Origin of the sequence: Stenotrophomonas sp. Y-13 (assembly GCF_046267925.1) — a bacterium.
Taxonomy (GTDB): Bacteria; Pseudomonadota; Gammaproteobacteria; order Xanthomonadales; family Xanthomonadaceae; genus Stenotrophomonas; species Stenotrophomonas acidaminiphila_A.
Genome location: NZ_CP176501.1, coordinates 3,481,039 through 3,507,184, shown reverse-complemented (window position 1 = coordinate 3,507,184; position 26,146 = coordinate 3,481,039). Strand labels below are relative to the sequence as shown.

The 26,146-nt window shown below is 70.6% G+C and carries 22 protein-coding genes; 14 read left to right on the top strand and 8 right to left on the bottom strand.

The window, feature by feature from the left end; genetic code table 11:
- Positions 1-24: 24 nt before the first annotated feature.
- The 6 genes from ACJ7VY_RS15915 to ACJ7VY_RS15890 form a co-directional block, all read right to left on the bottom strand.
- Entirely contained in the window at positions 25-966 is a 942-nt protein-coding gene (locus ACJ7VY_RS15915) for a ribokinase (protein ID WP_409476034.1), read from the bottom strand.
- Positions 963-2,246 carry a serine hydrolase domain-containing protein gene (locus ACJ7VY_RS15910; protein WP_409476033.1) on the bottom strand — a complete coding sequence of 428 codons (1,284 nt, stop codon included), beginning with the start codon at positions 2,244-2,246 and terminating at the stop codon, positions 963-965. Before ACJ7VY_RS15910 ends, ACJ7VY_RS15915 begins: the two co-directional genes overlap by 4 nt.
- Positions 2,247-2,467: 221 nt before the next feature.
- Positions 2,468-4,660, bottom strand: coding sequence for a TonB-dependent receptor (locus tag ACJ7VY_RS15905; protein WP_104939946.1), 2,193 nt, complete (start codon positions 4,658-4,660; stop codon positions 2,468-2,470).
- 270 nt (positions 4,661-4,930) lie between these two features.
- Positions 4,931-5,812 (bottom strand): LysR family transcriptional regulator, encoded by an 882-nt coding sequence (locus ACJ7VY_RS15900; RefSeq protein WP_199776739.1) that lies wholly within the window; start codon positions 5,810-5,812, stop codon positions 4,931-4,933.
- A gap of 85 nt (positions 5,813-5,897) precedes the next feature.
- Positions 5,898-8,258 (bottom strand): sodium:solute symporter family transporter, encoded by a 2,361-nt coding sequence (locus tag ACJ7VY_RS15895; RefSeq protein ID WP_409476032.1) that lies wholly within the window; start codon positions 8,256-8,258, stop codon positions 5,898-5,900.
- Between the two features lie 82 nt (positions 8,259-8,340).
- The gene (locus tag ACJ7VY_RS15890; protein ID WP_409476031.1) at positions 8,341-9,204 is read right to left on the bottom strand and encodes an HpcH/HpaI aldolase/citrate lyase family protein; all 864 of its coding nucleotides are present in this window, start codon (positions 9,202-9,204) and stop codon (positions 8,341-8,343) included.
- A 143-nt stretch (positions 9,205-9,347) separates the two neighbouring features.
- Here ACJ7VY_RS15890 and xth point away from each other — a divergent pair, with 143 nt between their 5' ends.
- Positions 9,348-10,118 (top strand): exodeoxyribonuclease III, encoded by a 771-nt coding sequence (xth, locus tag ACJ7VY_RS15885; RefSeq protein ID WP_104939942.1) that lies wholly within the window; start codon positions 9,348-9,350, stop codon positions 10,116-10,118.
- Positions 10,119-10,205: 87 nt separating this feature from the next.
- On the opposite strand, the gene ACJ7VY_RS15880 is transcribed toward xth, so the two are convergent.
- Positions 10,206-10,460, bottom strand: a complete 255-nt coding sequence (locus ACJ7VY_RS15880) for a GlsB/YeaQ/YmgE family stress response membrane protein (protein WP_104939941.1) — start codon at positions 10,458-10,460, stop codon at positions 10,206-10,208.
- A gap of 87 nt (positions 10,461-10,547) precedes the next feature.
- On the opposite strand from ACJ7VY_RS15880, the gene ACJ7VY_RS15875 reads away from it, so the two are divergent.
- Both ACJ7VY_RS15875 and rsmG read left to right on the top strand, forming a co-directional pair.
- Complete coding sequence (locus ACJ7VY_RS15875) at positions 10,548-11,144, top strand: 4'-phosphopantetheinyl transferase family protein (protein WP_161615188.1); 597 nt, start codon at positions 10,548-10,550, stop codon at positions 11,142-11,144.
- Positions 11,145-11,249: 105 nt separating this feature from the next.
- Positions 11,250-11,909: a 16S rRNA (guanine(527)-N(7))-methyltransferase RsmG gene (gene rsmG / locus ACJ7VY_RS15870; RefSeq protein WP_409476030.1), complete on the top strand. Its 660-nt coding sequence runs from the start codon at positions 11,250-11,252 to the stop codon at positions 11,907-11,909.
- Positions 11,910-12,128: 219 nt separating this feature from the next.
- Here the strand turns inward: rsmG and ACJ7VY_RS15865 are convergent, their stop codons facing one another.
- The gene (locus ACJ7VY_RS15865; protein ID WP_321989560.1) at positions 12,129-12,710 is read right to left on the bottom strand and encodes a hypothetical protein; all 582 of its coding nucleotides are present in this window, start codon (positions 12,708-12,710) and stop codon (positions 12,129-12,131) included.
- A gap of 612 nt (positions 12,711-13,322) precedes the next feature.
- On the opposite strand from ACJ7VY_RS15865, the gene ACJ7VY_RS15860 reads away from it, so the two are divergent.
- From ACJ7VY_RS15860 to ACJ7VY_RS15810, 11 genes are all read left to right on the top strand, one after another.
- Positions 13,323-14,120 (top strand): ParA family protein, encoded by a 798-nt coding sequence (locus ACJ7VY_RS15860; RefSeq protein ID WP_054668374.1) that lies wholly within the window; start codon positions 13,323-13,325, stop codon positions 14,118-14,120.
- On the top strand, positions 14,120-15,034 hold the full coding sequence (locus ACJ7VY_RS15855) for a ParB/RepB/Spo0J family partition protein (protein WP_409476029.1): 915 nt from the start codon (positions 14,120-14,122) through the stop codon (positions 15,032-15,034). The genes ACJ7VY_RS15860 and ACJ7VY_RS15855 overlap by 1 nt, the downstream gene beginning before the upstream one ends.
- 34 nt (positions 15,035-15,068) lie before the next feature.
- Positions 15,069-15,371 (top strand): helix-hairpin-helix domain-containing protein, encoded by a 303-nt coding sequence (locus ACJ7VY_RS15850; RefSeq protein WP_409476028.1) that lies wholly within the window; start codon positions 15,069-15,071, stop codon positions 15,369-15,371.
- 207 nt (positions 15,372-15,578) lie between these two features.
- Entirely contained in the window at positions 15,579-16,544 is a 966-nt protein-coding gene (locus tag ACJ7VY_RS15845; protein WP_293755557.1) for an SDR family NAD(P)-dependent oxidoreductase, read from the top strand.
- Positions 16,545-16,614: 70 nt separating this feature from the next.
- Positions 16,615-17,337, top strand: a complete 723-nt coding sequence (locus tag ACJ7VY_RS15840) for a glycosyltransferase family 2 protein (protein WP_104939936.1) — start codon at positions 16,615-16,617, stop codon at positions 17,335-17,337.
- A 2-nt stretch (positions 17,338-17,339) separates the two neighbouring features.
- Entirely contained in the window at positions 17,340-17,672 is a 333-nt protein-coding gene (locus ACJ7VY_RS15835; RefSeq protein WP_409476027.1) for a lipid-A-disaccharide synthase N-terminal domain-containing protein, read from the top strand.
- A 144-nt stretch (positions 17,673-17,816) separates the two neighbouring features.
- Entirely contained in the window at positions 17,817-19,604 is a 1,788-nt protein-coding gene (locus ACJ7VY_RS15830; RefSeq protein ID WP_409476830.1) for a DUF885 domain-containing protein, read from the top strand.
- 235 nt (positions 19,605-19,839) lie between these two features.
- Entirely contained in the window at positions 19,840-20,634 is a 795-nt protein-coding gene (locus tag ACJ7VY_RS15825) for a hypothetical protein (RefSeq protein WP_409476026.1), read from the top strand.
- Positions 20,635-20,688: 54 nt separating this feature from the next.
- A complete protein-coding gene (locus ACJ7VY_RS15820; RefSeq protein WP_240212563.1) occupies positions 20,689-21,960 on the top strand; it encodes a TolC family protein in 1,272 nt (423 codons plus the stop codon).
- Entirely contained in the window at positions 21,957-22,949 is a 993-nt protein-coding gene (locus ACJ7VY_RS15815; protein ID WP_409476025.1) for an efflux RND transporter periplasmic adaptor subunit, read from the top strand. The genes ACJ7VY_RS15820 and ACJ7VY_RS15815 overlap by 4 nt, the downstream gene beginning before the upstream one ends.
- A gap of 19 nt (positions 22,950-22,968) precedes the next feature.
- Positions 22,969-26,142: an efflux RND transporter permease subunit gene (locus ACJ7VY_RS15810; RefSeq protein WP_409476829.1), complete on the top strand. Its 3,174-nt coding sequence runs from the start codon at positions 22,969-22,971 to the stop codon at positions 26,140-26,142.
- Positions 26,143-26,146 lie beyond the last annotated feature (4 nt).

The window sequence follows — 26,146 nt, the reverse complement described above, 5'->3', positions numbered from 1 at the left end:
TCATCCAGCGGAAAACGGAAAGGGTCAGAGCGCGCAGGCGGTCGCCAGCGCGGCATGGGCGTCGGCAGCGGGGACGCGGGCGGCATCGGCCAGCAGTGCGGCGACCTCGGCATGGTCGGGGATGCTGGCCTGCGCCCCCAGCCGGGTGCAGGCCAGCGCAGATGCGGCGCTGGCGCCGAGCAGCGCCTGTTGCAGCGTCTTGCCGCGCGCCAGCCACGCCACCAGCGTGCCGCAGAACGTATCGCCGGCGGCGGTGGTGTCCACCGGTTCGATGGCGAACGCCGGCTGCAGCAGGATGCGGCCCTCGCTGCGCGCCAGGCAGCCGCGCGCGCCCAGGGTGACGATCACGCACGGCACCTGCAGCCGCGCCAGGCCGGTGGCCAGGTCCGGCGGGTGGCCGGCGACCACGTCCAGTTCGCCCTCGTTGACGATCAGCATGTCCAGTTGCGCCAGCAGCGCCGCCGGCAGCACCTGCGCCGGTGCGGCGTTGAGCGCCACCTTGACCCCGGCCGCGCGTGCGGCGCGTGCGTAGGCCAGCACGGCATCGAGCGGGGTTTCCAGCTGCAGCAGCAGCCATTGCACCCCGTCCAGCGGCGGCAGGTGCGCCGGTTGCAGCGCCAGGTTGGCGCCGGGCGCGACGGTGATGGCGTTCTCGGCGTCGTCGGACAGGCAGACGAAGGCGGTGCCGGTCGGCAACCGTGCGTCGCGCACGAGATGCAGTTGCACGCCGGCATCGCGCAGGGAGGTTTCGATGGGCCTGGCGAAATCGTCCTCGCCCAGCGCCAGCAGCATGCGCGTATCGGCGCCGCCGGCGCGCGCGCAGGCCACGGCCTGGTTGGCGCCCTTGCCGCCGGGGAAGGTCTGGAAGTCGCGGCCGAGCACGGTTTCGCCCGGCGCCGGCACGTGCGCGGCGCGCACCACGAAATCGAGATTGGCCGAGCCGGCAACGAGGACGGTAGAGCTCATGGAATGGCCTGGTAGACGAGGTTGTAGAAGCGGGTCGAAGGCGAGGCCAGCGGCCGGTTGCCAGCGGGCAGGTACTGCAGCATCAGGATCGCCACCAGCTGCTCGCGGCGGTCGATGGTGAAGTAGGTCGATGCGGCACCCGACCAGCCGAACTGGCCGGCGCTGCCCAGCCTGCCGCGCGCGGCGGGGTCGGTGACGACATACCCGCCGAGGCCGAAGCCTTCGCCCGGCCCCTGGCTGGCCACCGCCGGCGCGAAGCCGCCGAGCTGGTCGGCCATCATCAGATCGATGGTCTTGCGCGACAGCAGCTGCCGCCCGTTGCCGCGGCCGCCGTCGAGCAGCATGTGCGCGAACCGCAGGTAATCGGCGGCGGTGGAATACAGGCCGCCGGCGCCGCTGTCGTAACCCTTCAGGCGTACGCCGGGGGTGCGGGCGCTGGCGGTATCGGCCAGGCGCAGGCGGCCGCCGTCGCCGCTGGTGGGCAGTTCGACCACGCGTCCGCGCTGGGCGACAGGCACCTCGAAGCCGGTGTCGTGCATCGCCAGCGGATCAAGGATGCGCTGCTGCAGGAACCGCGCGAACGGCTGGCCGCTGACCACCTCCACCACCCGCGCCAGCAGTTCGGTGTTGCTGCCTTCGTAATGGAAGTGGGTGCCGGGCGCGTCGGCCAGCGGCACGTTTGCCAGCCGCGCGGCCACGTCCGCCAGCGACGTGGCGCCGTCGACGCCGGCGGCGTCCAGCAGCCCGCTGGCGACCGGGTGCGCGGCCGGGTCCGCGGCCAGCCCGCTGGTATGGGTCAGCAGGTGGCGCAGGGTGATCGCCCTGGGCGACGGCGCCAGCCGCGGATGCGCGGGATCGCCGCCGACCACCACCTGGCGGTCGGCGAATGCCGGCAGGTAACGCGACAGTGGATCGTCCAGCGACAGCCGGCCTTCCTCCATCAGCATCAGCACCGCCACCGAGGTCACCGGCTTGGTCATCGAGTAGATGCGGAAGATGCTGTCCTCGCGCAGCGGCCGGGTGCCGGCGCTGTCGGCATGGCCGCGATGGCCGCGGAAGACCACGCGGCCCTGGTGCTCGACCACCGCCACCGCGCCGGGAAAACGGCCGGGGCCGGTAGTGTCCTGCAGGAAGGCGTCCAGCCGCTGCCAGCGGTCGTCGTCGCGGGCGCCGGCCGGCGCGGCGCAGGCGGCGGCCAGCAGCACCGCCAGCAGCCAGCGCGCGGGCGATCGCCCTGCCGGGGATGCGGTGGTGCCGGTTGTGGATGCCGTGGAGTGCATGCTGCGGTTCCGTATGGCCGGCCGTCGAGGCGCGGAAGGGAGCGGGGCGTGCATTGGCGCCGGGTGCGCCTTGCCGGGACCAGCCTAGACGCAGGGCGCGCCGGCGCAAAGGGAAGTCCGCTTGCTTCAGGCCACAGCGATGCCGGGGTGATGCCGGCGCGCGCGGGGTGCAAACGAAAGCGGCGCCCCGGTGAACCGGGACGCCGCTGGGGGTGACGCGATCAGAACTTGATGCTGTGGCTCAGCGAGACCATGCGGCCACGGCCGGACCAGTAGTTCTGCCAGCCCGGCAGCTGCGACCAGCTGAGGATGTACTGCTTGTCGAACAGGTTCTCGATGCCCAGCGACAGCTTGCCGTAGCGGCCGGTGTCGTAGTTCACCACCAGGTCGAACAGCACGTAGCCTTCGGTGTTCTCCTCGTTGCGGTACACCGTGCCGGTGTCCGGACGGGTGTGGGTGGCGCGCAGGTCGCGGTCCAGCAGCTTGGTGGCGCCGAGGGTGACATTGGCTTCGGGCAGGAAGTTCCACGCCACCGAGGCGCCGATCTTGTCCGGGTTGATGTCCAGCACGCCCATCTTCTTGATCAGGCCCGAGCCCGGGTAGTACTCGGTGGTGCCGCGGATGCGCGAGTACAGCGCGGTGACCTTCCAGGCGTCGCTGAAGCGCCATTCGCCGTTGGCTTCGAAGCCCTTGATGCGGGTCGGTGCGCGGCTGAGGATGAAGTCATTGGTGCGCGGGTCGATGGCCAGCGAGGTGCCGAACTCCGAGCGGCTGTCGTAGTAGGACATGCCCAGCGCGCCACGGTCGCCGCGCCAGTTGAAGCCGTACTCGCGGTTGTCGACGATGATCGCCTGCAGGTCGGCGATGCGGTCCACCGACTGCCCCGGCACGTTGATGTTGCGCAGCGGGATGCCGATGTTCGGCAGGCCGAAACCTTCGCCGTAGGAGGCGAACACCGACAGCTCGTCGGTCACGCGCCAGATCGCGCCGAGGTTCTTCATGTTCTCGGTGTACTTGAGCCCGCCACCCTGCACGAACACGCTGTTGCGGTAGGCGGTGGTGGTGTAGCTGTCGACCTTGAGCTCGCCGTCCTCGCGGCGCAGGCCGCCGCTCAGCGTCACCGGGCCGATGTCCCAGGTCAGCTGCGCGTACGGCGCGGTGCTGCTGTACTTCATCGGCGGCACCCACAGGCGGTCGGTCAGCGCCAGCCGCTGCGCGGCCTCGTCCTTGACCAGGTCCACGCCGGCGCGCAGCTGCAGGCCTTCCACGCCGAACACGTCGCCGCGGGTCCAGGAGCTGCGCAGGCCCTGTTTCTTCGAGGTGATTTCGGACTGGTCGAAGATGCGCTGGTTCTCGTCGAAACCGGGGCCGACCTTGACCAGCTGCTTGTCGTCGCCGTTCTCCGGCAGGTAGCGCATGGCCTGGTCGGCCCAGTAGTAGTCGGCCACCAGGGTGCCGCCGAACAGGTCGCCGTTGCTGTAGTTCAGCGCGAACTGGGTGAAGTCGTTGAACTCGGCCAGCGAGCCGGCGACAGCGCCGCGCTCGGAGGTATTGGTGGTCGGCACGGGGCAGGTCACCGGGTCGTAGCGGCAGCCTTCGACCTGGCGGTAGTTGGCCTTGCCTTCGATCTTGAAGCGGCTGTAGCTGGCCTGCAGGCGCTGCGCGCCGGATTCGCCGAAGTTGTAGCCGGCCTTCAGGAACAGGTTGCGGGCCTCGGAATCGGAGGTCGAGCCGCTGGTGTTCATGCCGATGCGGCGGCCATTGCCGTCGTAGGAAATGCCGCGGTCGATGTACGACGCGCTCAGCAGCGCATCCACGTCGTCGCCCTTGTAGGCGTGGTTCACGCCCAGCTTCCAGCCGGCGCTGTCGTCGCCGAACTGGGTGGAGTAGCGCGACACGACCTCGGTCTCGTGGCCCTCGACGGTCGGCACCTTGGAGATGTAGTTGATGATGCCGCCGGCCGCGCCGATGCCTTCGGAGGCGGACGGGCCGTTGATCACCTCGATGCGGCCGACCACGCCCATGTCGGTGAAGGTGCCGTTGCGGTTGCCCTCGCGCAGCGGCGAGCCCTGCGGGATGCCGTCGAACAGGCGCAGCGCGATGCGGCCGCGCAGGGTTTCGCCGGTGTTGCTCATCGCCTGCGACGACTCGGCGTAGCCGGGAACGGTGCGCGCCAGCACCGCGGTCGCGTCTTCGGTCAGGCTCAGCGTGCGCTGCACTTCTTCCTTGGACACCAGGGTGATGGCGCCGGGAATCTTGTCGATGGCGGTGGCGGTGCGGGTACCGGTGACGATCACCTGGTCCAGGTCGATGGCCTTGTCCTGGCGCTTGTCCTCGGCGTCCTGCGCCCAGGCGGCGCCGGTCATGCCGGCGAGCAGGGCCATGCCGATGGCGGCCGTAAGTGGCTTGATCATTGATTCTCTCCCCCCGAAGTGGATTGCGGCGCCGACGACCGGGGAGTCGACCGTGCCGGATATCGCGTCCGGGCTTGCGCCCGTCGGGCCGGGGTGGAGGACGATCCTCTACGGGATCTGGCCACGCACCGGCCGGTCTTGGCCGAAGACTAGGTGCGGCTTCATGACGATAGAAGCGCGCAATCGTATGTTCACTGCCTAGGATTTGTTGCCGATCGCGCCGCTCCGGCGCATGCGCACAGGGCGCCCGGCCGGGCGCGGCGGGCGTGGCTAGGACTTGCCGGGCAACAGTTCGGCGCGGCTTTCTTCCAGCAGCGCGTTGACCTGGCGGATGCGCACCGACGAGCGCGACCAGACCATGCCGATGCGGCGCGGCTCGCACGGTTCGGGCAGCGGCAGCCGCGCCACCGCCAGGCCTTCGGGCCATGGCCGCGCCCAGTCCGGCACCAGCGACACGCCCAGCCCGCGGTCCACCATGACCGCGATGGCGTTGAGCGCGTTGAGCTCGAACCGCTCGCGCGGCACGATGCCGACCCGGCGCAGGTACTCGTCGGCCTGGCGCCCGCCCCATTCATGGCGGTCGTAGCGGATCAGCGGCTCGTCGCGCAGCAGCGCGTGCGGGTCGCGCGAGGCCAGCCGCGCCGGCGCCAGCACCACCATGGGTTCCTCGCGCAGCAGCTGCCAGTCGCAGGTCTTGGGCAGCGAGAACGGCGCCTGCAGCACCATCGCCGCGTCCAGGTCGCCGGCTTCCACCGCGCCGTACAGGTCGGCCGAGTAGCCGGGGCGGATGAACACGTTGATCTCGGGGAACTTGGCCACCATCCGCGCCAGGATGTCCGGCACCAGCCCGGCCAGCGCGGTCGGGCAGGCGCCCAGCCGCAGCTCGCCGGCCATGCCGCTCTCGTTGGCCACGCTGCGCAGGTCGGAGACGTCGCGCAGCAGGTCGCGCGCGCGCTGCAGGATGCGTGCGCCCTCGGCGGTGACGCTGACCGTGCGCCCGGCGCGGGCGATCAGCGGCGCGCCCAGCTCGCGTTCCAGCGTGCGGATCTGCTGGGCCACGGCGGCCGGGGTGATGTGCAGCGAACGCGCCGCCGCGGCCATCGAGCCGCGGTCGACGACGGTGACGAAGGTATTGAGGAACTGGGTTTCCACGGCTATGCCCTTTGGCTCGGGGGCAACGCTACAGCAGGGTCCGGCGCGCGGCATCCGACCAACGTCACGGTCGCGCGCCGGCCGTTCATGTGGCGTCCTGGCGGTAGATGGTCAGGCCCTTGAGCGAGCGCGCCGGCGCCGGGAAGCACAGGCTGGCCAGGTAGCCGATCACGATGCACAGCAGGATCGAGATGCCCAGGTAGAAGTACGGGTGCACCAGGTCGAACGACCACGCCAGCAGGGTCAGGGCAATGCTGCCGGCGATGCCGATGGCCACCCCCGGCGAGTTGGCGCGGCGGGTGAACATGCCCAGCGTGTAGGCACCGGCGAAACCGCCGCCGAGCAGGCCGGCCAGCTCGATGGACACGTCGAACAGCGAGTGGATGTCATAGCGCGAGAGCACCAGCGCCAGGCCCATGCCGGCCAGGCCGACGACCACGGTCATGATCTCGGCGAAGCGCACGCTGCCGCGTTCGGTCGGGTTCTTCGCCAGCTTGTCGTAGAAGTCCACCGACAGCAGCGTGGCCACGCTGTTGATGATGCTCGACAGCGTGGACATGGCCGCGGCGAAGATGCCGGCGATGATCAGGCCGGTGACGCCCGGCGGCAGCTCGGCGGCGATGAACAGCGGGAACGTCGCGTCGATCGGCAGCAGCGGGTCCAGCCGCCCCGGGTTGTGCTTGTAGTACATCCACAGCGCGGTGCCGATGCTGTAGAAGATGAAGCCGCCGGGGATCATGATCGCGGCGAAGATCCAGATCGAGCGCCCGGCCTCCTTGTCCGACTTGGTCGCCAGCGTGCGCTGCATCAGCACCTGGTCCTTGGGGAAGGTCAGCACCACGTCGAACACCACCAGGAAGATGAAGCCCCACACCGTGGCCTTGGTCAGGTCGAAGCTGAAGTCCAGCAGCTTGGTCTTGTGCTCGGCCATCGCCGCTTCGCGGATGCCGTCGAAGTCGGCGCCCAGGGTCCACACGATGAAGCCGATGGCGAAGATCGCCCCGCCCATCTTCACGAACACCTGCACGAAGTCGGTCCAGACCACCGCGCGCATGCCGCCCATCACCGTGTAGATGATGGTGAAGATGCCCATGATCAGGATGCTCCAGACCACGTCGATGCCGGTGATGGTGGCGATCGCCAGCGCCGGCAGGAACAGGATCACGCTCAGCCGGCTGCCGACCTGCATGGCGATGGCCAGGGCGCTGGCGAGCATGCGGATGGCCGGGTGGAAGCGGGTCTCCAGGTAGGAGAACACGCTCATCAGGTCCAGCCGCCGCAGCAGCGGCACGATCCACACCGCCACGAACATCAGCCCCAGCACCGCCACCAGGTTGTTGGTCAGGTACTGCCAGTTGGTCTCGTAGGCCTTGGCCGGGATGGCGATGAAGCTGATCGAGCTGGTGTTGGTGGCGTACAGGCTGATGCCGGCGGCCCAGAACGGGATGCTGCGGCCGCCGACGAAGAACTCCGATTCCGACGCGGTCTGGTCCTTCAGGTAGAAGTACACGCCGATGCCGATCATGCCGGCCAGGTAGATGACGATCACGCTCCAGTCCAGCCAGCCCAGCAGGTGCTTGCCGCCCTGTACCTCGGCGTAGTGCACGCCGCCGTCGGCGCCGGTCCAGGCCAGGCCGTTGCCGCGCGCGGCGATCTGTACCGGCGGCGGCGCCTCGGCCGCGTCGAGCGTGGCCCAGGCGCTGGTGATCGTGTGGAAAGTGCGCAGGCTGACGTCGCCGGCCTCGCGCACCAGCATCAGCAGGTGCGCCTGGCCCAGCGCGCGCAGCGAGCCGGGCAGGATGTGCCCGCCCGGTGCCGGCGCTTGCTGCCAGCCCTTGTCCGCGGTCCAGCGCCACAGCGCATCACCGGTGGCGTCGCCGATGACCGCGTACAGGCCGCCCTTCTGGCCCTGCAGCGCCACCAGCCGCCCGGCGCCCGGCCAGGCCGGCTGTGCCTGCCAGCTGCCGCCCTCGGCCGCCAGCGCGTGCCGGTACAGGTGCATCGTGCCGTCGGCGCCGGTGCCGGCCACGTACAGCACGTCGCCGAGCGCGGTCGCCTGGGCCTGGCCCAGCGTCGCCGGCAGCGCCAGGGTGCGCCCGGTTGCCAGGGTGCCACCCTGCAGGCGCACGCCCTGCAGGCGGTCGCTGCGGTCGCCGCTGCCACCGCGCAGCAGCCAGGTCTGGCCGCCGGCGGCGACCGCCATGCGGATGTCGTCCGTGGCCGCGGCCGGCGCCAGCGCCAGCGGCTGCCAGGCCTTGCCGTCGGTGGACAGCGCCCAGGCCCTGTCGGCGGACAGGGCGACGTCGCGGCCGTCGATCACCAGCAGGCGCGGTTCGGCCGCATCGGCCGGCAGCGGCGCCAGGGTGCCGGACGTCACCGTGGTCAGGTTGTCCGCCGCGGCGGTGCCGCCCAGCGCCAGCAGTGCCGTCGCCGTGAGCAGGCGCAACCCGCGCAGCAGGCGTCGGGGCAGGGAATGGACGGGCGCTACTGCGGGTATCGGCATCGATGTGGCTCGGCAGGGCAGGGGGTCAGGACGCGGCGTGGGCGCGGCCGGCGGTGGCCAGCAGCGCTTCGGCGCGGCGCAGGAAAGGCAGGTCGATCATGCGTCCCTCGAACAGGAACGCGCCGCGGCCCCGGGCGCTGGCGGCCGCGGCGGCGGCGACGATGCGCCCGGCTTCGGCGAGCGCCGCGTCGGACACGCCGAACACCGCGTTGGCCAGGCCCACCTGGCGCGGGTGGATGCAGCTCTTGCCGATGAAGCCCAGGTCGCGGGCCAGCCGCGCCTCGGCACGGAAACCGTCCTCGTCGGCCACGTCGGGGAACGCGCCATCGCAGGCGAACACCCCGGCCTCGGCCGCCGCCATGCGCAGCGCGAACAGGGTGGCGTGGACGTTGTCCGTGGTGCGGGCGACGCCGTTGGGTGCGAACAGGTCGCCGAGGCCCAGCTGCAGCCCGGCCACGCGTGGATGCGCGGCGGCCAGCTCGGCGGCCAGGCGCAGGCCGCGCGGCGTCTCGATGTTGAGCAGCAGGCCGATCGGCCGCGCGACGCCGTTGCCGGCCTCGGCGCGTTCCAGCATCGCGACTGCCTGGTGCACCTGCGCCACCGATTCGACCTTGGGCAGGTTGAGCAGCCACACCGAGGGCAGCGCCACCGCGGCCAGGTCGGCGGCGAAATGGGCGGTGTCGGTGCCGTTGCAGCGTACGATCAGCAGCCGCCCGCTGGCGGCGACGTCCGCGCGGCGCAGGAACCCGCCGACCTGTACCCGGGCGGCGGCCTTGCCGGCCTCCGGCACCGAATCCTCCAGGTCGAATGACAGGACATCGGCCGCGCCGGCCAGCGCCTTGTCGAACAGTTCCGGGCGTGCGCCGGGCACGAACAGCTTGCTACGCATGGTTTCCCCTCATCCTGCGGGGCAGTCTGCGCGATTCGGAACGCTGAAAAAGTGTATTCCCCGACATTCATGCAATAGCGTTTGTTTGTAGTGCCGGCGCCGCCGCCGGCCCGGTGCGCGGCGCCAGGCCGTAGAATCGCGCCATGAAAATCGCCTCGTGGAACGTCAATTCGCTCAATGTCCGCCTGCCGCACCTGGAACAGTGGCTGGCCGGCTTCGCCCCGGACGTGGTCGGCATCCAGGAAACCAAGCTGGAGGATCACAGGTTCCCGGACACGCGGCTGCTGGAACTGGGCTACCGCAACGTGTTCGCCGGGCAGAAGACCTACAACGGCGTGGCGCTGCTGGCGCGTGACCCGATCGAGGACGTGCAGGTCGGCATCCCCGGCTTCGACGACGAGCAGAAGCGGGCGATCGCCGGCACCGTCAATGGCGTGCGCGTGGTCAACCTCTATGTGGTGAACGGGCAGGACGTGGGCACCGACAAGTACGCCTACAAGCTGCGCTGGCTGGAGGCGGTGCACGGCTGGATCGCCGACGAGCTGCGGAAGTACCCGAAGCTGGTGGTGCTGGGCGACTTCAACATCGCCCCCGACGACCGCGACGTGCACGACCCGGCGGTCTGGAACGGCGACCACATCCTCACGTCGACCGCCGAGCGTGGCGCGCTGAACAAGCTGCTGCAGCTGGGCCTGCACGACGGTTTCCGGCTGCACAACGACGCCGCCGGGGTGTTCAGCTGGTGGGATTACCGCGCCGCCGGCTTCCGCCGCGACCTGGGCCTGCGCATCGACCTGACCCTGGTGTCCGAGGCGCTGCGGCACAAGGCGGTGGCCGCCGGCATCGACCGCGAGCCGCGTACCTGGGACCGCCCCAGCGACCATGCGCCGGCCTGGGTGGTGGTTGAGGAGTGAGAGAAAAGAAGGAGTGAGAAGTGAGAGAAAGGCAGGGGCGCGCCCGCTTTTTCCCACTCCTCACTCCTCTTCACTCACTCCTTGGTTCTACCGGATGCTCTTGCGCGTGAACAGGTTGACGATGGCCAGCAGGATCACCGCGCCCACCAGTGACAACAGGAACGACCGCAGGGTGATGGCGCCGTTGATGCTGCCGCCGCTGAACAGGAAGCCGGCGATCATTGCGCCGATGATGCCCACCACGATGTTCAGGATGATGCCCTGCTGCGCGTCGCGGCGCATGATGAGGCTGGCCAGCCAGCCGACTACGCCGCCCACGATCAACCAGATGATGATGCCCATGCCGATGTCTCCTTTCGTGTGTGCACCCGGAGCGGTGCGACCGGTGCAGTCAAGACGATCGGGCGTGAAGCGCTTGTGGACCGCGGCGTGGCGTTGATGCAGACGCTTCAGGCCTGGCGCTTCGGGCAGGTCAGGGTATGGCAGCTGCCGCACCAGCCCGGCGCGCGTGGCGAGCCGCAGGCGCGCGAACTGCTGGCGGCCGAACTCGGCACCACGCCGCAGGCGCTGCCGCTGACCCGCGACGAGCGCGGGCGGCCCTGGCTGATCGGCGAACTGGCCCATTACGGCACCGGCTGGAGCCACAGCGGCGGCCACCTGCTGGTGGCGCTGGGCGAACACGCCCGGCTCGGCGTGGACCTGGAACAGCAGCGCCCGCGCCGGCAGATGCGGCAGGTGATCGCGCGCTTCTTCCATCCCGACGAGATCGCCTGGCTGGACGGCCTGGACGATGCCGCCCGCGAACACTGGTTCTTCCGCGTGTGGTGCGCCAAGGAAGCGCTGCTCAAGGCGCATGGCCACGGCCTGTCCTTCGGCCTGCACCGGTTGTGCTTCGCTCCCGGCGCGGACGGTGCGCTGCGCCTGGCCTGGTGCGACCCCGGGCTTGGCGAAGCCGCGCGCTGGCACCTGCACGAATGGCAGGCCACGCCGGACTTCCGCGCCGCGCTGGCCTGGTACCCGTTTTGAGGAGTGAGCGAAGAGGAGTGAGAAGTGAGTAAAAGCCAAGCGCTCCCGCTTCTTCTCACTCCTCACTCCTCTTCACTCACTCCTGCCCTTTGCGATAATCCGCCGATGAACGACATTTCCCTCCCGCCCGGCGTGGCCGACGAACTGCAGCGCGGCCTGCAGGCCATGGGCCTGGACGCCGCGCTGGCGCCGCCGCTGCTGGCCTACCTGGCGCTGCTGGTGCGCTGGAACCGCACCTACAACCTCACCGCCATCCGCGACCCGCACGAGATGGTCACCCGCCACCTGCTCGATTCGCTGGCGATGGTGCCGCACGTCGAATCCGGCACCCTGGCCGACCTCGGTACCGGTCCCGGGCTGCCCGGCATCCCGCTGGCCATCGCCCGCCCGCAGCTGCAGGTGACGCTGGTGGAGAGCAACGGCAAGAAGGCGCGCTTCCTGCGCGAAGCGGTGCGCCAGCTCGGCCTGGGCAACGCCCGCGTCGCCGAATCCCGCGCCGAAGCGCTGGACGAGCCGGCCGCCTACGACAACCTCACCGCGCGCGCCATGGACACCCTGGCCGGCATCGTCGCGGTCGGCGGCCACCTGCTGCGCCCCGGCGGCCACCTGCTGGCGATGAAGGGCGTATACCCGCACGAGGAAATCGCCGCGCTGCCGGCCGACTGGCACGTGCTCGAGGTGCGCCCGCTGCCGGTGCCGGGGCTGGTCGGCGAGCGCCACCTGGTGGTGTGCAGCCGCGGGAGCACCGGGCAGGACGGCAAGTAGGCCACCCTCGACGCGCTCTGGTATCCGCGCTTCCTTCCGTCCGTCCCGGGCCGGGCCGGGCCGGGGGCGGCGGTGGCTGGATCGGCAGCCATCGTTCCCGCTGAGAGCCGGCGCCCGGGTTGCCCGCAGCTCAATGTGGCGGAGAACCCGCCGTCCACGAGCGGATAGCCAGCAAGAGACTCCGTCCGCGCGCCGACAGGTTCCCGGGGTGCCGGTCAGCTAATGGCAGGCCGAGAGCTCCTCATGCAATCCGTTCATGCCCCTGACCTTGGCAAGTTCGGCTGATTTCGAGCGATATCCGATGGCCTGCGTGCAATCGGCATAGCCGTTGGCCAGGAGTACGCCGATGACATCAGCGCTGCCTTCAAGAATGGCGGTGGCCATGGCATCGGCGTGGCCCGGGGTGCGATAACCCGCGGGTACGCCAAGTTTCAGAATGGCCTGCGCCGACCTTGGGCTGTTGCACAGGGCCGCAGCGGCCAGGACGGCAAACTTCTGCTCTGTGGAAACATCGAACAGAACGCCGTCAGAGATGCGCTCCACCAGCTCGGCATCGTCGTAAGCGACGGCGATCTTTGAAATGGCCTCGTAATTGTCGCGTACCTGGTCCACATTGCCTTCCAGGATGGCTGCCCAGGGAGCGCCGTCCGCCCGGGCCCTTTTGCCGACGATCGTCAGGATTGGCGAGGCTTGATAGGTGACGTCCGTTTCGACGATTTCCCGGCAGGGGTACGCGCCGGCCAGGATTGGCTGGCCACAAAGCCAGAAGAACAAACAGACCGCCACTGCCCGGGGGATCATTCGCCACCTCCATGACCTTGACCTGGCCGGATTCCCGGCCAGGCACTCGCCCGCGTAGGGCACATCATTCCCGCATCGGCCACGGCAGGTTGCCCACGCCTGCCAGGGCGTGTGGCCCGCCGCGTCCGGGTTGGGCACGCCTTGGCGCTCAAGCAATTCATTGCCCGGGTTTCCCCTGCGTGACCGCATCAGGCCGTTGCCCGCGCCGGCTCACCGGATCATACCGTTGAAGCGATGGGATTCACCTGGCGTCCGGCGGGCCGCAGGCACTGCTGGATTCCCCTGCAGGCCTGGTGGGCAGGACCATACCGCGTCCGCATCGGGGTGGCACCATTGGTCCGGCTCGTGAGCATGGGCGGGCCTTGCCGAGGTGCCAGGGGTGATTCCCACGCCACCCACGCGCGGCAGGACCGTGTGGTCTCCACAAGGACAAAGACGCCGTTGGTCGTCTGGCAATGCTGGAATCCGCTGCGGCCCATCGCCCGGCCTGGCGGGCCCGGCCACAGGGTTCCCGGGGCGCCATCGTCTGTTCGCGGGCCCGGATTTCCCCGATCCGGCCCCCAGCCCGCATAATGGCCAGTCCCAACCTTCCAGCCCATGAGGCCCATCCGCATGGCTCGCATCATCGCCATCGCCAACCAGAAAGGCGGCGTCGGCAAGACCACCACCGCCGTGAACCTGGCCGCCGCCCTCGCCGCAGCGCCCCGGCGCGTGCTGCTGGTCGACCTGGATTCGCAGGGCAACGCGACCATGGGCAGCGGCGTGGACAAGCGCGAGGTCGCGGCATCGACCTGCGACCTGCTGCTGGGCGAGAGCGCCGCGGCCGATATCCGGGTGAAGGCGCCGGAGGGCTACGACCTGCTGCCGGGCAACATCGACCTGACCGCGGCCGAGATCCAGCTGATGGAGCAGGAAGGCCGCGAACAGCGGCTCAAGCGCGCGCTGGCGCCGATCCGCGGCGAGTACGACTTCATCCTGATCGACTGCCCGCCGGCACTGTCGCTGCTGACCCTCAACGCGCTGGCCGCCGCCGACTCGGTGCTGGTGCCGATGCAGTGCGAGTACTACGCGCTGGAAGGCCTGAGCGCGCTGGTGGAGACCATCGAGGCGCTGCGTGCCAACCTGAACCCGGCGCTGGAAATCGAAGGCGTGCTGCGCACCATGTTCGACGTGCGCAACAACCTGGCCAATGCGGTCTCGGCCGAGCTGACCGAGCATTTCGGCGACCGCGTTTTCCGCACCATCGTGCCGCGCAACGTGCGCCTGGCCGAGGCGCCGAGCCACGGCCAGAGCATCGTCGGCTACGACCGCACCTCGCGCGGCGGCGTGGCCTACCTCGGCCTGGCGGGCGAACTGATCCGCCGCACCGATGAACGCAACAGGGCCGTCAGGGCCATGGAGGCTGTCTGATGAGCGCTGCGAAGAAACGTGGACTGGGCCGTGGCCTCGATGCGCTGCTGGGCCCCAAGGGCGCGGTGACCCCGGTATCGGTGGCGGCGGTGGCCGAGCCGCAGCCGGGCGAGGTGCTGCGCAAGCTGCAGATCGACCTGCTGCAGCCGGGCAAGTACCAGCCGCGCCGCGAGATGGACGAGGCCAAGCTGTCCGAGCTGTCCGAGTCGATCAAGGCCCAGGGCGTGATCCAGCCGATCCTGGTGCGCCAGGTCGAGGGCGGCAGGTACGAGATCGTCGCCGGCGAACGCCGCTGGCGCGCCTCGCGCCTGGCCGGGCTGGACGAAGTGCCGGTGGTGGTGCGCGAACTGGAAGACCGCACCGTCATCGCCATGGCGCTGATCGAGAACATCCAGCGCGAGGATCTCAACCCGCTGGAAGAAGCCGAGGCGCTGCAGCGGCTGATCTCCGAGTTCTCGCTGACCCACGCCGAAGCCGCGCAGGCGGTGGGCCGCTCGCGCGCCTCGGTGTCCAACCTGCTGCGCCTGATCGACCTGCCCGCCGGCGTGCGCGTGCTGCTGGAAAGCCGCCGCCTGGAAATGGGCCACGCCCGCGCGCTGCTGACGCTGGCGCCGGAGCTGGCGACCAAGCTGGCGCAGGACGCCGCCGACGAAGGCTGGTCGGTGCGCGAAGTCGAGCACCGCGCCCAGCAGTTCGCCGCCGGCAAGGTGCCGGGCGCACGCAAGTCCAGGCCGGCGCCGAGCGCGCCGCAGGCCGACATCGCCTCGCTGGAGACCGAGCTGTCCGAATCGCTGGGCACCAGGGTCGCCATCAACCACGGCCGTGGCGGCAAGGGCAAGCTGGTCATCCACTACACCGACCTGGACACGCTCGACGGCGTGCTGGAGAGGCTGCGTACCCGTCAGCACGGCTGACGTTCCCTCCCACCCCCGAGGTGCATGCAAGGCAATGAACCCCACCAAGGTCGACCGCAATCACCTGTTGCGTCTGACCGACCTGCCGAATGTCGGGCCGGCCTGTGAAAAGGATCTCCGTCTGATCGGGATCGGGGTTCCCGCGCACCTGCGCGGGCGTGATCCCTATGACATGTACGCGCAGCTGTGCCTGAAGACCGGCGTGGTGCACGACCCCTGCGTGATCGACGTGTTCCTGTCGGTCGTGCGTTTCATGGAGGGCGGCGATCCGCAGCCGTGGTGGGCCTTCAGCCGCGAGCGCAAGGCCGCCCTGGCGCGGGACCCGCTGACGCTGTGAGCGGGCGTCCCGGTCCACGCCGGGAGGCGCGGCGGCGATAATGGCCGGCATCCACCCACCGCCGCCCCGCGGGGCCGGGTGTGCAGCGGCGGCCCAGGCGCCGCACGCCGCATGCCGCGCAACCGCTGCCGGCCGGTGGTGGTGCCGGCGCCGATGCCGCTTCCCCGTGGAGCGGCGCTTGACCCAGTTTTTTTCCGGACCAGACAGATGACCGTTCTCGTCACCGGCGCCGCCGGCTTCATCGGCGCCTACACCTGCCAGGCCCTGGCCGCGCGCGGCGCGCGCGTGGTCGGGCTGGACAACTACAACGACTACTACGACCCGCAGCTCAAGCGCGACCGCGTCGCCGCGCTGTGCCCGCAGGTCGACATCCGCGCGCTGGACCTGACCGACCGCGACGGCCTGGCCGCGCTGTTCGACGAGATCCGCCCGTCGCGGGTCATCCACCTGGCCGCGCAGGCCGGCGTGCGCTACTCGCTGCAGAACCCGCATGCCTACGTCGACAGCAACCTGGCCGGCTTCGTCAACATGCTCGAGCTGTGCCGCCACCGCGACGTGCAGCACCTGGTCTATGCATCCAGCAGCTCGGTGTACGGCGATTCGGCCACGCCGCCGTTCTCCGAGGACCAGCGCGTGGACCGGCCGCGCTCGCTGTACGCGGCGACCAAGGCCGCCAACGAGCTGATGGCATACACCTACGCGCAGCTGTATGGCCTGCGCGCCACCGGCCTGCGCTTCTTCACCGTGTACGGCCCGTGGGGCCGGCCGGACATGGCGCCGCTGCTGTTCTCGCGCGCGGTGCTGGCCGGGCGGCCGATCGAGGTGTTCAACGAAGGCCGCATGCGCCGCGACTTCACGCATGTTTCCGACATCGTCGCCGGTATCCTCGGCGCACTCGACCACCCTTCGGAGGACGGCGTGCCGCACCGGGTATTCAACCTCGGCAACCACACCCCGGTGGAGCTGGAACGCTTCATCGAGGTGATCGCCAGCGCCGCCGGGCGCCCGGCGCTGAAGGTCTACAAGCCGATGCAGCCGGGCGACATGGTCGAGACCATGGCCGACACCGCGCGCGCCCGCGCCGCCTTCGGCTTCGACCCGGCCACCCCGATCGAGGCCGGACTGCCGCCGGTGGTGGCCTGGTGCCGCGACTACTTCGGCGCCGCCGCCTGACCCCTCTTCCAGCCAGCCGCGTACCCGAAAATGCGCGGTCTTTCCTCTTACTGCACGAACGGATCCCGCGATGAGCCAACCCGCACTTTCGGTGGTCGTCCCCGTCTTCAACGAACGCGACAACGTCGCCCCGCTGGTCGCCGAGATCACCGCGGCGCTGCGCGGCCGGGTCGATTTCGAGATCGTCTACGTCGATGACGACTCCAAGGACGACACCCTGCAGGTACTGCGCGCGCTCAAGGCCGCCACCCCGGAGCTGCGGGTGCTGCACCACGTCAGCCAGAGCGGGCAGAGCACCGCCGTGCGCACCGGGGTCAAGGCCGCGCGCGGGCCGTGGATCGCCACCCTCGACGGCGACGGCCAGAACGACCCGGCCGACATCCCGAAACTGCTGGCCGCGCGCGACGCCGCCGCGCCCGCGGTGAAGCTGTTCGCCGGCTGGCGGGTCAACCGCCAGGACTCCGGCTCCAAGCGCTGGGCCAGCCGCTGGGCCAACCGCATCCGCGCACGCATGCTGCGCGACGACACGCCCGATACCGGCTGCGGCATCAAGCTGTTCGAGCGCGCGGCGTTCCTCGACCTGCCGTACTTCGACCACATGCACCGCTACCTGCCGGCGCTGATGCAGCGTGCCGGCTGGCAGACCGTGAGCGTGCCGGTCAACCACCGCCATCGCACCGCCGGGGTGTCCAAGTACAACAACCTCGGCCGCGCCCTGGTCGGCATCCGCGACCTGCGCGGCGTGGCCTGGCTGATCGTGCGCAGCAGGCGCACCGCGGTCGAGGAGGTCTGAGCATGGATTTCATGAGCCAGCCGCTGCCGTGGCTGGAATGGACCGGCGTGCACATGTCGCCGTGGAAGCTGATCGGCCTGACCGGCACCCTGATGTTCGGCGGCCGCTGGCTGGTGCAGTTCATCGCCAGCAAGCGCGAGGGCAAGCCGGTGATCCCGCGCCTGTTTTGGTACATGAGCATCCTCGGCAGCCTGATGACGCTGAGCTACTTCATCTTCGGCAAGAACGACGCGGTGGGCATCCTCGGCAACCTGTTCCCCACGTTCACCGCGCTCTACAGCCTGTACCTGGACATCCGCCACCGCGGCTGGAAGCGGGACAGGGCCGGGCACTGAGCCACCGGCGGCAGCCGCCGTCGCGCGGCCGCGCCGATCCGGCCCGCGTCCCGGCACGGCGCGTGCGGGCAGGACTTTCGAACCATGCACGGCCGCGCCGCCGGTGACATGATCGGGCTCTGTTTCCCGAAGAGCCCGCCGTTCGTGAAAACCACCCTGTCCGCCGCCCTGCTGCTCGCCCTTGCCCTGCCGGGCGCCATCGTCCACGCCGCCCCCGCCAGGACGTCCGCCCCCGCGGCGCTGGCCGTGCAGGATGCCGATGCGCAGTTCAAGGCGATCTACACCAAGGAATGGGCCTGGCGCCAGGCCGGTGGCGGCGAGGCCAGCGAGGACGCGGACGGCCCGGCCAACGCCACCCGCCTGCCGGACGTCGGCGCCGAGGCGCAGGCCGCGCGCCTGAAGGTGTGGGACGAAGTGCTGCAGCAGCTCAAGGCGATCGACCCGGCCACGCTCTCGGCCGAGAACCAGGTCAACTACGCCATCTACAGGTACCAGGTCGAGAACCTGGCCGACGCGGTGCGCCTGCGCACCTACGAGATGCCGTTCAACTCCGATTCCTCGTTCTGGTCGAACCTGGGGTTCATGGCCCGGCGCGAGATGAAGACCGCGCAGGACTACCGCAACTACATCGCGCGGCTGAACGACGTGCCGCGCTATTTCGACCAGCAGACCGCCAACATGCGCGCCGGCCTGGAGCGTGGTTTCAGCGTGCCACGCGCGGTGCTCGACGGCCGCGATGTGTCGATCTCGACCGTGGCCGCGCTCAAGGACCCCACCGAATCGCCGCTGTACGCGCCGTTCCGCAGGCTGCCGGCCGGCATCCCGGCCGATGAGCAGCAGAAACTGCGCGAGGAAGCGCAGCAGGCGATCGCCGGCAGCGTGGTCCCGGCGTTCGGCAAGCTGCTGGCGTTCTTCCGCGAGGAATACGTGCCGCAGGCGCGCACCACCCTGGCCGCGGAGAAGATGCCCGGCGGCAAGGCGTTCTACCGCCAGCAGATCCGCGAATACACCACCCTGGACATGAGCCCGCAGCAGATCCACGCGCTGGGCCTGAGCGAGGTCAACCGCATCCAGCAGGAGATGAACGCGATCATCGACAAGGTGGGATTCAAGGGAAAGAGCGAGCAGACCCGCTTCGCCGATTTCCTCGAGTTTCTGCGCACCGACCCGCAGTTCTATGCCAAGACGCCGGAAGAGCTGCTGTGGCGCGCGGCCTGGATCTCCAAGCGCGTGGACGGCGTGATCGGCAAGTTCATGACCCTGCCGCGGGCGCGCTTCACCATCGTGCCGGTGCCGCCGGACATCGCCCCGTTCTGGACCGCCGGCCGCGGCGGCATGGGCACCTACTGGGTCAACACCTACAACCTGCCGGCGCGCCCGCTGTACAACCTGCCGGCGCTGACCCTGCATGAGTCCGACCCGGGCCATGCGCTGCAGGGCGCACTGGCCGCCGAGCAGGGCGAGCAGCCGGATTTCCGCCGCGGCGCCTACATCTCCGCCTACGGCGAGGGCTGGGGCCTGTACAGCGAGAAGCTCGGCATCGAGATGGGCATCTACGAAACCCCGTACGAGGATTTCGGGCGCCTGACCTACGAGATGTGGCGCGCCTGCCGCCTGGTGATCGACACCGGCGTGCACCACTACGGCTGGAGCCGCGAGCGTGCCATCGCCTACCTGCGCGACCACACCGCGCTGAGCGAGCACGAGGTGACCACCGAGGTCGACCGCTACATCTCCTGGCCGGCGCAGGCGCTGAGCTACAAGCTGGGCGAAATCACCATCGTCAAGCTGCGCGCGCAGGCCGAGAAGGAGCTGGGCGACAAGTTCGACGTCAAGTCGTTCCACGACGCCATCCTCAGGCAGGGCTCGGTGCCGCTGCCGGTGCTGGAGCGGCAGATCAAGGCCTACATCGAGGAGCGCAAGAAGGCCTGACCGCCCGACGCTCGGTGCGTCCGCCGGCCCGCAGTGCGTCGTGCCGGGTGCCCGGGCATGCGGCCCGCCGCTGGCGGCACCATCCCGGGCCGTGCGCCGGCCGCTGCCAGTGCCAGTGGCCGGCGGCCCCGCACGGCGTCCGCGCGGCCGGAGCGCACGCCCGCAGCGCGTCGCACGCCCTCGTCCACGGCGACCGACGCCAGCCGCCTGCGCTACTACACGCCTGGCAATGCGCATGAACGCGTGGATCGCCGCGAGGAACGTGCGCGGATCGGCGCCGCGCGTGGCGCTCGCGCGACGGCGCGGGTTGCTGCAACGGGCCGATGGCCGTGGTGCCAGCGCACCGCCGCGCGATCGTGCGCCACTGCCACGCGCGTGTTCCCCCGCGAAGATGGCCGGCAGCCGGGCGCAGTTCATCCGCTGGAGCCGCAGCGCCGTTGGCGCACGCGTGTCGCGTCGTTTCCGCGGAGGGTCGTGGGCGCATGCCCGCCGGGGGCGCGGTGGCCGCGCTGCCGGCAACCGCGTTGGCACCGCCCAGTGGCTGTGCGCCCCGCACGGCTGTGGGCGCGGTCGGCAGGCCGCGTGCCTGAATGCAAAGGCACCGTGCGATTGTGTAACGCGGCAGGCCGCCGCTACCCTGCCGCGCATGATCGCGTTCCTGCGCCGCCGTCCGCCGTCGCTGCTGCTCCGCCTGCTGGTGCTGGCGGTGATCGCGCTCGGCACCGCCGGCGGCGCGCTGGCGTCCGCACTGGGCGAACTGCACGCCCTGAGCCACGCCGATCATCCGTCGGCCACGCACGATCCGGTGCTGGAAGCCGATACCGGCCATGACGACGCCGACGACAGTGCCCGCCTGCTGCACGCCCTGGTGCATTGCGGCCACTGCCATGGCCACGGCGGCGTGCTGCCGTTCGCGTCGGTGGCCTGGGACGTGCCCATGCCGCCGGCGGCGACGGGCGCCACCGCGCACGACACCCACTGGCGCCCGGCGCCCACCGAAAGCCTGCTGCGCCCTCCGATTCGGGCCTGATCCACGTCCGCCGCGCGGACGTCCCGATCCCTTCCCGAAAACCGGAGATTCCCCATGTGGAAACGCCTGGCCGCGCTTGCGGCCCTGGCGATCGCACCGTGCGCCATCGCGCAGGTGCCGTCGCCGCCTGAACCCTTGACCCTGGACGCGGCGATCAGCCGCGTCGCCCGCACCCATCCCGACCTGCGCCTGCCCGTCCTGCAGCGTGCCGCCGCCGAGGCCCGCTACGAGGGCGCCGGCTTCAAGCCACCGCTGGCGTTCGGGGTCGATATCGAGAACGCCCTGGGCACCGGCGCCAGCCGCGGCTTCGACGCCAGCGAGGTCACCGTCTCGCTGGCCGGCGTGCTCGAACGCGGCGGCAAGCTCGACGCCCGCCGCGCCTTGGCGCAGGCCAACATCGACACCCTCGCGCCGCAGCGCGAGATCACCCGCCTGGACCTGATGGCCGAGGTGGCGCGCCGCTACCTGGCCATCACCGCCGCACGCGGCCAGCGCCGGATCGCGCTGGACGACATCGAGCAGCGTCGCCGCGCGGTCGCCGCCGCGCGGGTGCGGCTGCAGGCCGGCGCCTCGCCCGCCTCCACGCTGATGACCGCGCAGGCGGCATTGGCCCAGGCCGAACTGGACCGCGACCGTGCCGTGCAGGCCGAGCGCGCGGCACGGCTGGCGCTGGCGGCGCTGTGGAACGCGCGCGAAGCCGACTTCACCGAGGTCAGCGGTGAGCCGCTGCAGCTGCCGGCGCTGGAGGACTTCCAGCAACTGGCGGCGCTGCTGTCCGATACCCCGGAGCTGGCGCTCATCGCCGGCGAGGCGCGGGTGCGCGAGGCCCAGCTGCAGCTGGCCCGCAGTGAGCTGCGCGGCAACCTGTCCTGGCAACTGGGCATGCGCAACAACCGCGACAGTGGCGACACCGCCCTGGTCGGCGGCTTCAGCCTGCCGCTGGGCAATGCCCGCCGCGCCGGGCCGGAGATCCGCGCCGCCGAGGCCGAGCTGGCGATGAGCGCGGTGCAGCGCGAATCGCGTGCGCTGCAGCTGTACTCGACGCTGGCCGAGGCCCATGGCCGTTACGCCACCGCGCGGCTGGAAGTGGCGCGCCTGGACAGCGACGTGCTGCCGCAGCTGCAGCGTGCCGAGAAGGCCGCCGAGAGCGCCTGGCGCGCCGGTGCCATCAGCTACCTGGAATGGGCGCAGCTGCAGGCCATGCGCATCGAGGCGCGGCAACGCCAGCTCGATGCCGCGCTCGCCGCGCAGACCGCCCTGATCGAAATCCAGCGCCTGACCGGGCAGCCCCTGGTCGCCACCGCTTCCGAAGGAAACACGCCATGAAGGCTTCGCTGACTGCTTTCCCGATGTTCCGCCTGGCCGCGCTGGGCCTGCTGCTGGCCGCGCTCACCGCCTGCGGCGGCGACCCCGCCGCCACCGCCAAAGATGCCGCCGCGGACGACCACGGCCACACCGGCGACGAGGGCGGGAACCACGCCGACGAGGACACTGCGCCCGAACAGACCACCATTCCCGCCGCGCGCGCCAAAGCCGCGGGCATCGTCAGCGCCGCCGCCGGCCCGGGCACCATCGCCGACGAACACGACGTGCAGGGCCTGCTGGCGCCGATCGACGGGCGCATGGCCCAGGTCACCGCGCGCTTTCCCGGCCCGATCCGCGCGCTGCGCGCCAACGTCGGCGACCGCGTGCGCGCCGGCCAGGCGCTGGCCAGCATCGACAGCAACCTGAGCCTGACCACCTATGGCGTCAGCGCACCGATCTCCGGCGTGGTGCTGTCGCGCCAGGCGCAGGTCGGCGGGGTCGCCGCCGAAGGCCAGCTGCTGTTCGAGATCGGCGACCTCTCGCAGCTGTGGGTGGACCTGCACATCTTCGGCGCCGATACCCAGCACATCACCGCCGGGGTGCCGGTCACCGTCACCCGCATGACCGATGGCGTCAGCCAGTCCACCACGCTCGAGCGCGTGTTGCCGGGCACCGCCACCGCCAGCCAGAGCACGGTGGCCCGCGCCACCGTGGACAACGCCGACGGCCTGTGGCGGCCGGGCGCGGCGGTGCGCGCGCGCATCGTCGTGGCCAGCACCCCGGCCGACATCGTGGTGCCGCTGACCGCGCTGCAGAGCATGGACGGCCGCGACGTGGTGTTCGTGCGCAACGGCGACACCTACCAGGCGCGGCCGGTCACCCTCGGCGCGCGCGACGCGCGCCAGGTGGCGGTCAGCGCCGGGCTGCGCGCCGGCGAAGAGGTGGTGGTCGAACAGAGCTACACGGTGAAGGCCGACATCGGCAAGGCGGGGGCGGGCCATGAGCACTGACTTCGCGCCGCGCCGCGGCCTGCTCGAACGCATCATCGGCGCGGCCATCGCCCATCGCTGGCTGATGCTGCTGCTCACCGGCGTGCTGGTGCTGCTCGGTGCCTGGAGCTTCAGCCGGCTGCCGATCGACGCCACCCCGGACATCACCAACGTGCAGGTGCAGATCAACACCTCCGCACCGGGCTACTCGCCGCTGGAAACCGAACAGCGCATCACCTTCCCGGTGGAGACGGTGCTGGCCGGGCTGCCGAAGATGGAGAGCGTGCGCTCGCTGTCGCGTTACGGGCTGTCGCAGGTGACGGTGGTGTTCGAGGACGGCACCGACATCTACTTCGCCCGCCAGCAGGTGGCCGAACGCCTGCAGCAGGCGCGCTCGCAGATCCCCGACGGGCTGGACCCGCAGCTCGGGCCGATCGCCACCGGCCTGGGCGAGATCTTCATGTACACCATCGATGCCGACCCCGACGCGCGCAAGGCCGATGGCAGCCCCTACACCGCCACCGACCTGCGCACCCTGCAGGACTGGGTGATCCGGCCGCAGCTGCGCAACGTGCCCGGGGTCACCGAGGTCAACACCATCGGTGGGTTCCAGCGCCAGGTGCACATCACCCCGGACCCGGCGAAGCTGCGCGCGCTGGGCTTCACCCTGGAAGACGTCGCCGCCGCGGTCCAGGCCAACAACCAGAACGTGGGCGCCGGCTACATCGAGCGCAACGGCCAGCAGTTCCTGGTGCGCGTGCCCGGCCAGGTCGCTGACCTGGAGCAGATCGGCAACATCGTGCTCGACCGCCGCGAAGGCGTGCCGATCCACGTGCACGACGTGGCCACGGTCGCCGACGGCCCGGAGCTGCGCAGCGGCGCGGCCACCCAGAACGGCCACGAAGTGGTGATGGGCACGGTGGTGATGCTGATCGGCGCCAACAGCCGCGAGGTGGCGCAGGCCGCCGCGGCCCGGCTGCAGCAGGCGCAGCGCAGCCTGCCCGAGGGCGTCACCGTCACCGCCAGCTACGACCGCACCGCGCTGGTGGACCGCACCATCCAGACCGTGGCGAAGAACCTGCTGGAAGGCGCGTTGCTGGTGATCGTGGTGCTGTTCCTGCTGCTGGGCAATTTCCGCGCGGCACTGATCACCGCCGCGGTGATCCCGCTGGCGATGCTGTTCACCCTCACGGGCATGGCCCGCGGCGGCGTGTCGGCCAACCTGATGAGCCTGGGTGCGCTGGACTTCGGCCTGATCGTGGACGGCGCGGTGATCATCATCGAGAACTGCCTGCGCCGCTTCGGCGAGCGCACCCATGCACTGGGCCGGGTGATGACCCGCGCCGAGCGCTTCGCCGAGACCGCCGCCGCCACCGCCGAGGTGATCCGCCCCAGCCTGTTCGGGCTGGGCATCATCACCGCGGTGTACCTGCCGATCTTCGCCCTCACCGGGGTGGAAGGAAAAATGTTCCACCCGATGGCGATCACCGTGGTGCTGGCGCTGAGCGGGGCGATGCTGCTGTGCCTGACCTTCGTGCCGGCGGCGATCGCGCTGTTCCTCGGTGGCCGCGTGCAGGAGAAGGAGAACCGGCTGATGGCGTGGCTTCGCCGGCGCTACCAGCCGCTGCTGGACCTGGCCCTGCGCCGCGGGCGCTGGATGGTGGCCGGCGCGCTGCTGCTGGTGGTCGGCTGCGGCCTGCTGGCAACAAAGCTCGGCAGCGAGTTCGTGCCCAACCTGGACGAAGGCGACGTGGCGATGCATGCCATGCGCATCCCTGGCACCAGCCTGACCCAGTCACTGCAGATGCAGCGCCAGATCGAGCTGCGGCTGCTGCAGTTCCCGGAAGTGGCCAAGGTGTTCTCCAAGATCGGCACGCCGGAGGTGGCCTCCGATCCGATGCCGCCGTCGGTCGCCGACACCTTCATCATGATGAAGCCACGCAGCCAGTGGCCGGACCCGCGCAAGCCGCGCGCAGGCCTGCTGGCCGAGCTGGAGGCGGCGGTGGAGGAGCTGCCGGGCAACAACTACGAGTTCACCCAGCCCATCCAGATGCGCATGAACGAGCTGATCTCCGGCGTGCGCGCCGACGTGGCGGTGATGCTCTACGGCGACGACCTGGACACGCTGGCGGAGGTGGGCCGGCGCATCGAAAAGGTGGTCGCCGGCGTGCCCGGCGCGGCCGACGTGCGGCTGGAGCAGACCAGCGGGCTGCCGCTGCTCACCGTCACCCCGGACCGGCAGAAACTGGCCGGCTATGGCCTCAACCCGGGCCAGGTGCAGTCCACCGTGGCCACCGCGGTCGGCGGGCAGGTGGCGGGGCAGCTGTTCGAGGGCGACCGCCGGTTCGACATCGTGGTGCGCCTGCCGGAGGAGCTGCGCCAGGATCCTGCGGCCCTGGCGGACCTGCCGGTGTCACTGGAAACCGCGCTGGCCAGCGGCAACGCCGATGAACTGAGCCGCGGCGGCGCCGCCGGCGTACTCACCGGCAACCCGCGTACGGTGCCGCTGCGCGAACTGGCACGCATCGACACCAGCGAAGGCCCGAACCAGATCAACCGCGACAACGGCAAGCGCCGCATCGTGGTCACCGCCAACGTCCGCGACCGCGACCTGGGCAGTTTCGTCGGCGAGCTGCAGCAGGCCATTGACGCCGGGGTGAAGCTGCCGGCCGGCTACTGGGTCGACTACGGCGGCAGCTTCGAGCAGCTGATCTCGGCCAGCCAGCGGCTGGCGGTGGTGGTGCCGGCGACGCTGGTGCTGATCTTCGCGATGCTGTTCTGGGCGTTCGGCTCGGGCAGGGACGCGGCCATCGTGTTCAGCGGCGTGCCGCTGGCGCTTACCGGTGGCGTGCTGGCGCTGGCCCTGCGCGGCATCCCGCTGTCGATCTCGGCGGGCGTGGGCTTCATCGCGCTGTCCGGGGTGGCGGTGCTCAACGGGCTGGTGATGATCAGCTTCGTGCGCAGCCTGCGCGCACAGGGGCGGCCGCTGCTGGAAGCAGTGCGCGAAGGCGCGCTCGGCCGCCTGCGGCCGGTGTTGATGACCGCGCTGGTGGCGTCGCTGGGCTTCGTGCCGATGGCCTTCAACGTCGGCGCCGGCTCGGAGGTGCAGCGGCCGCTGGCCACGGTGGTGGTCGGCGGCATCGTGTCCTCGACCCTGCTGACCCTGTTGCTGCTGCCGGTGCTGTACCGCTGGCTGCATCGCCGCGAAGCGTGACTCC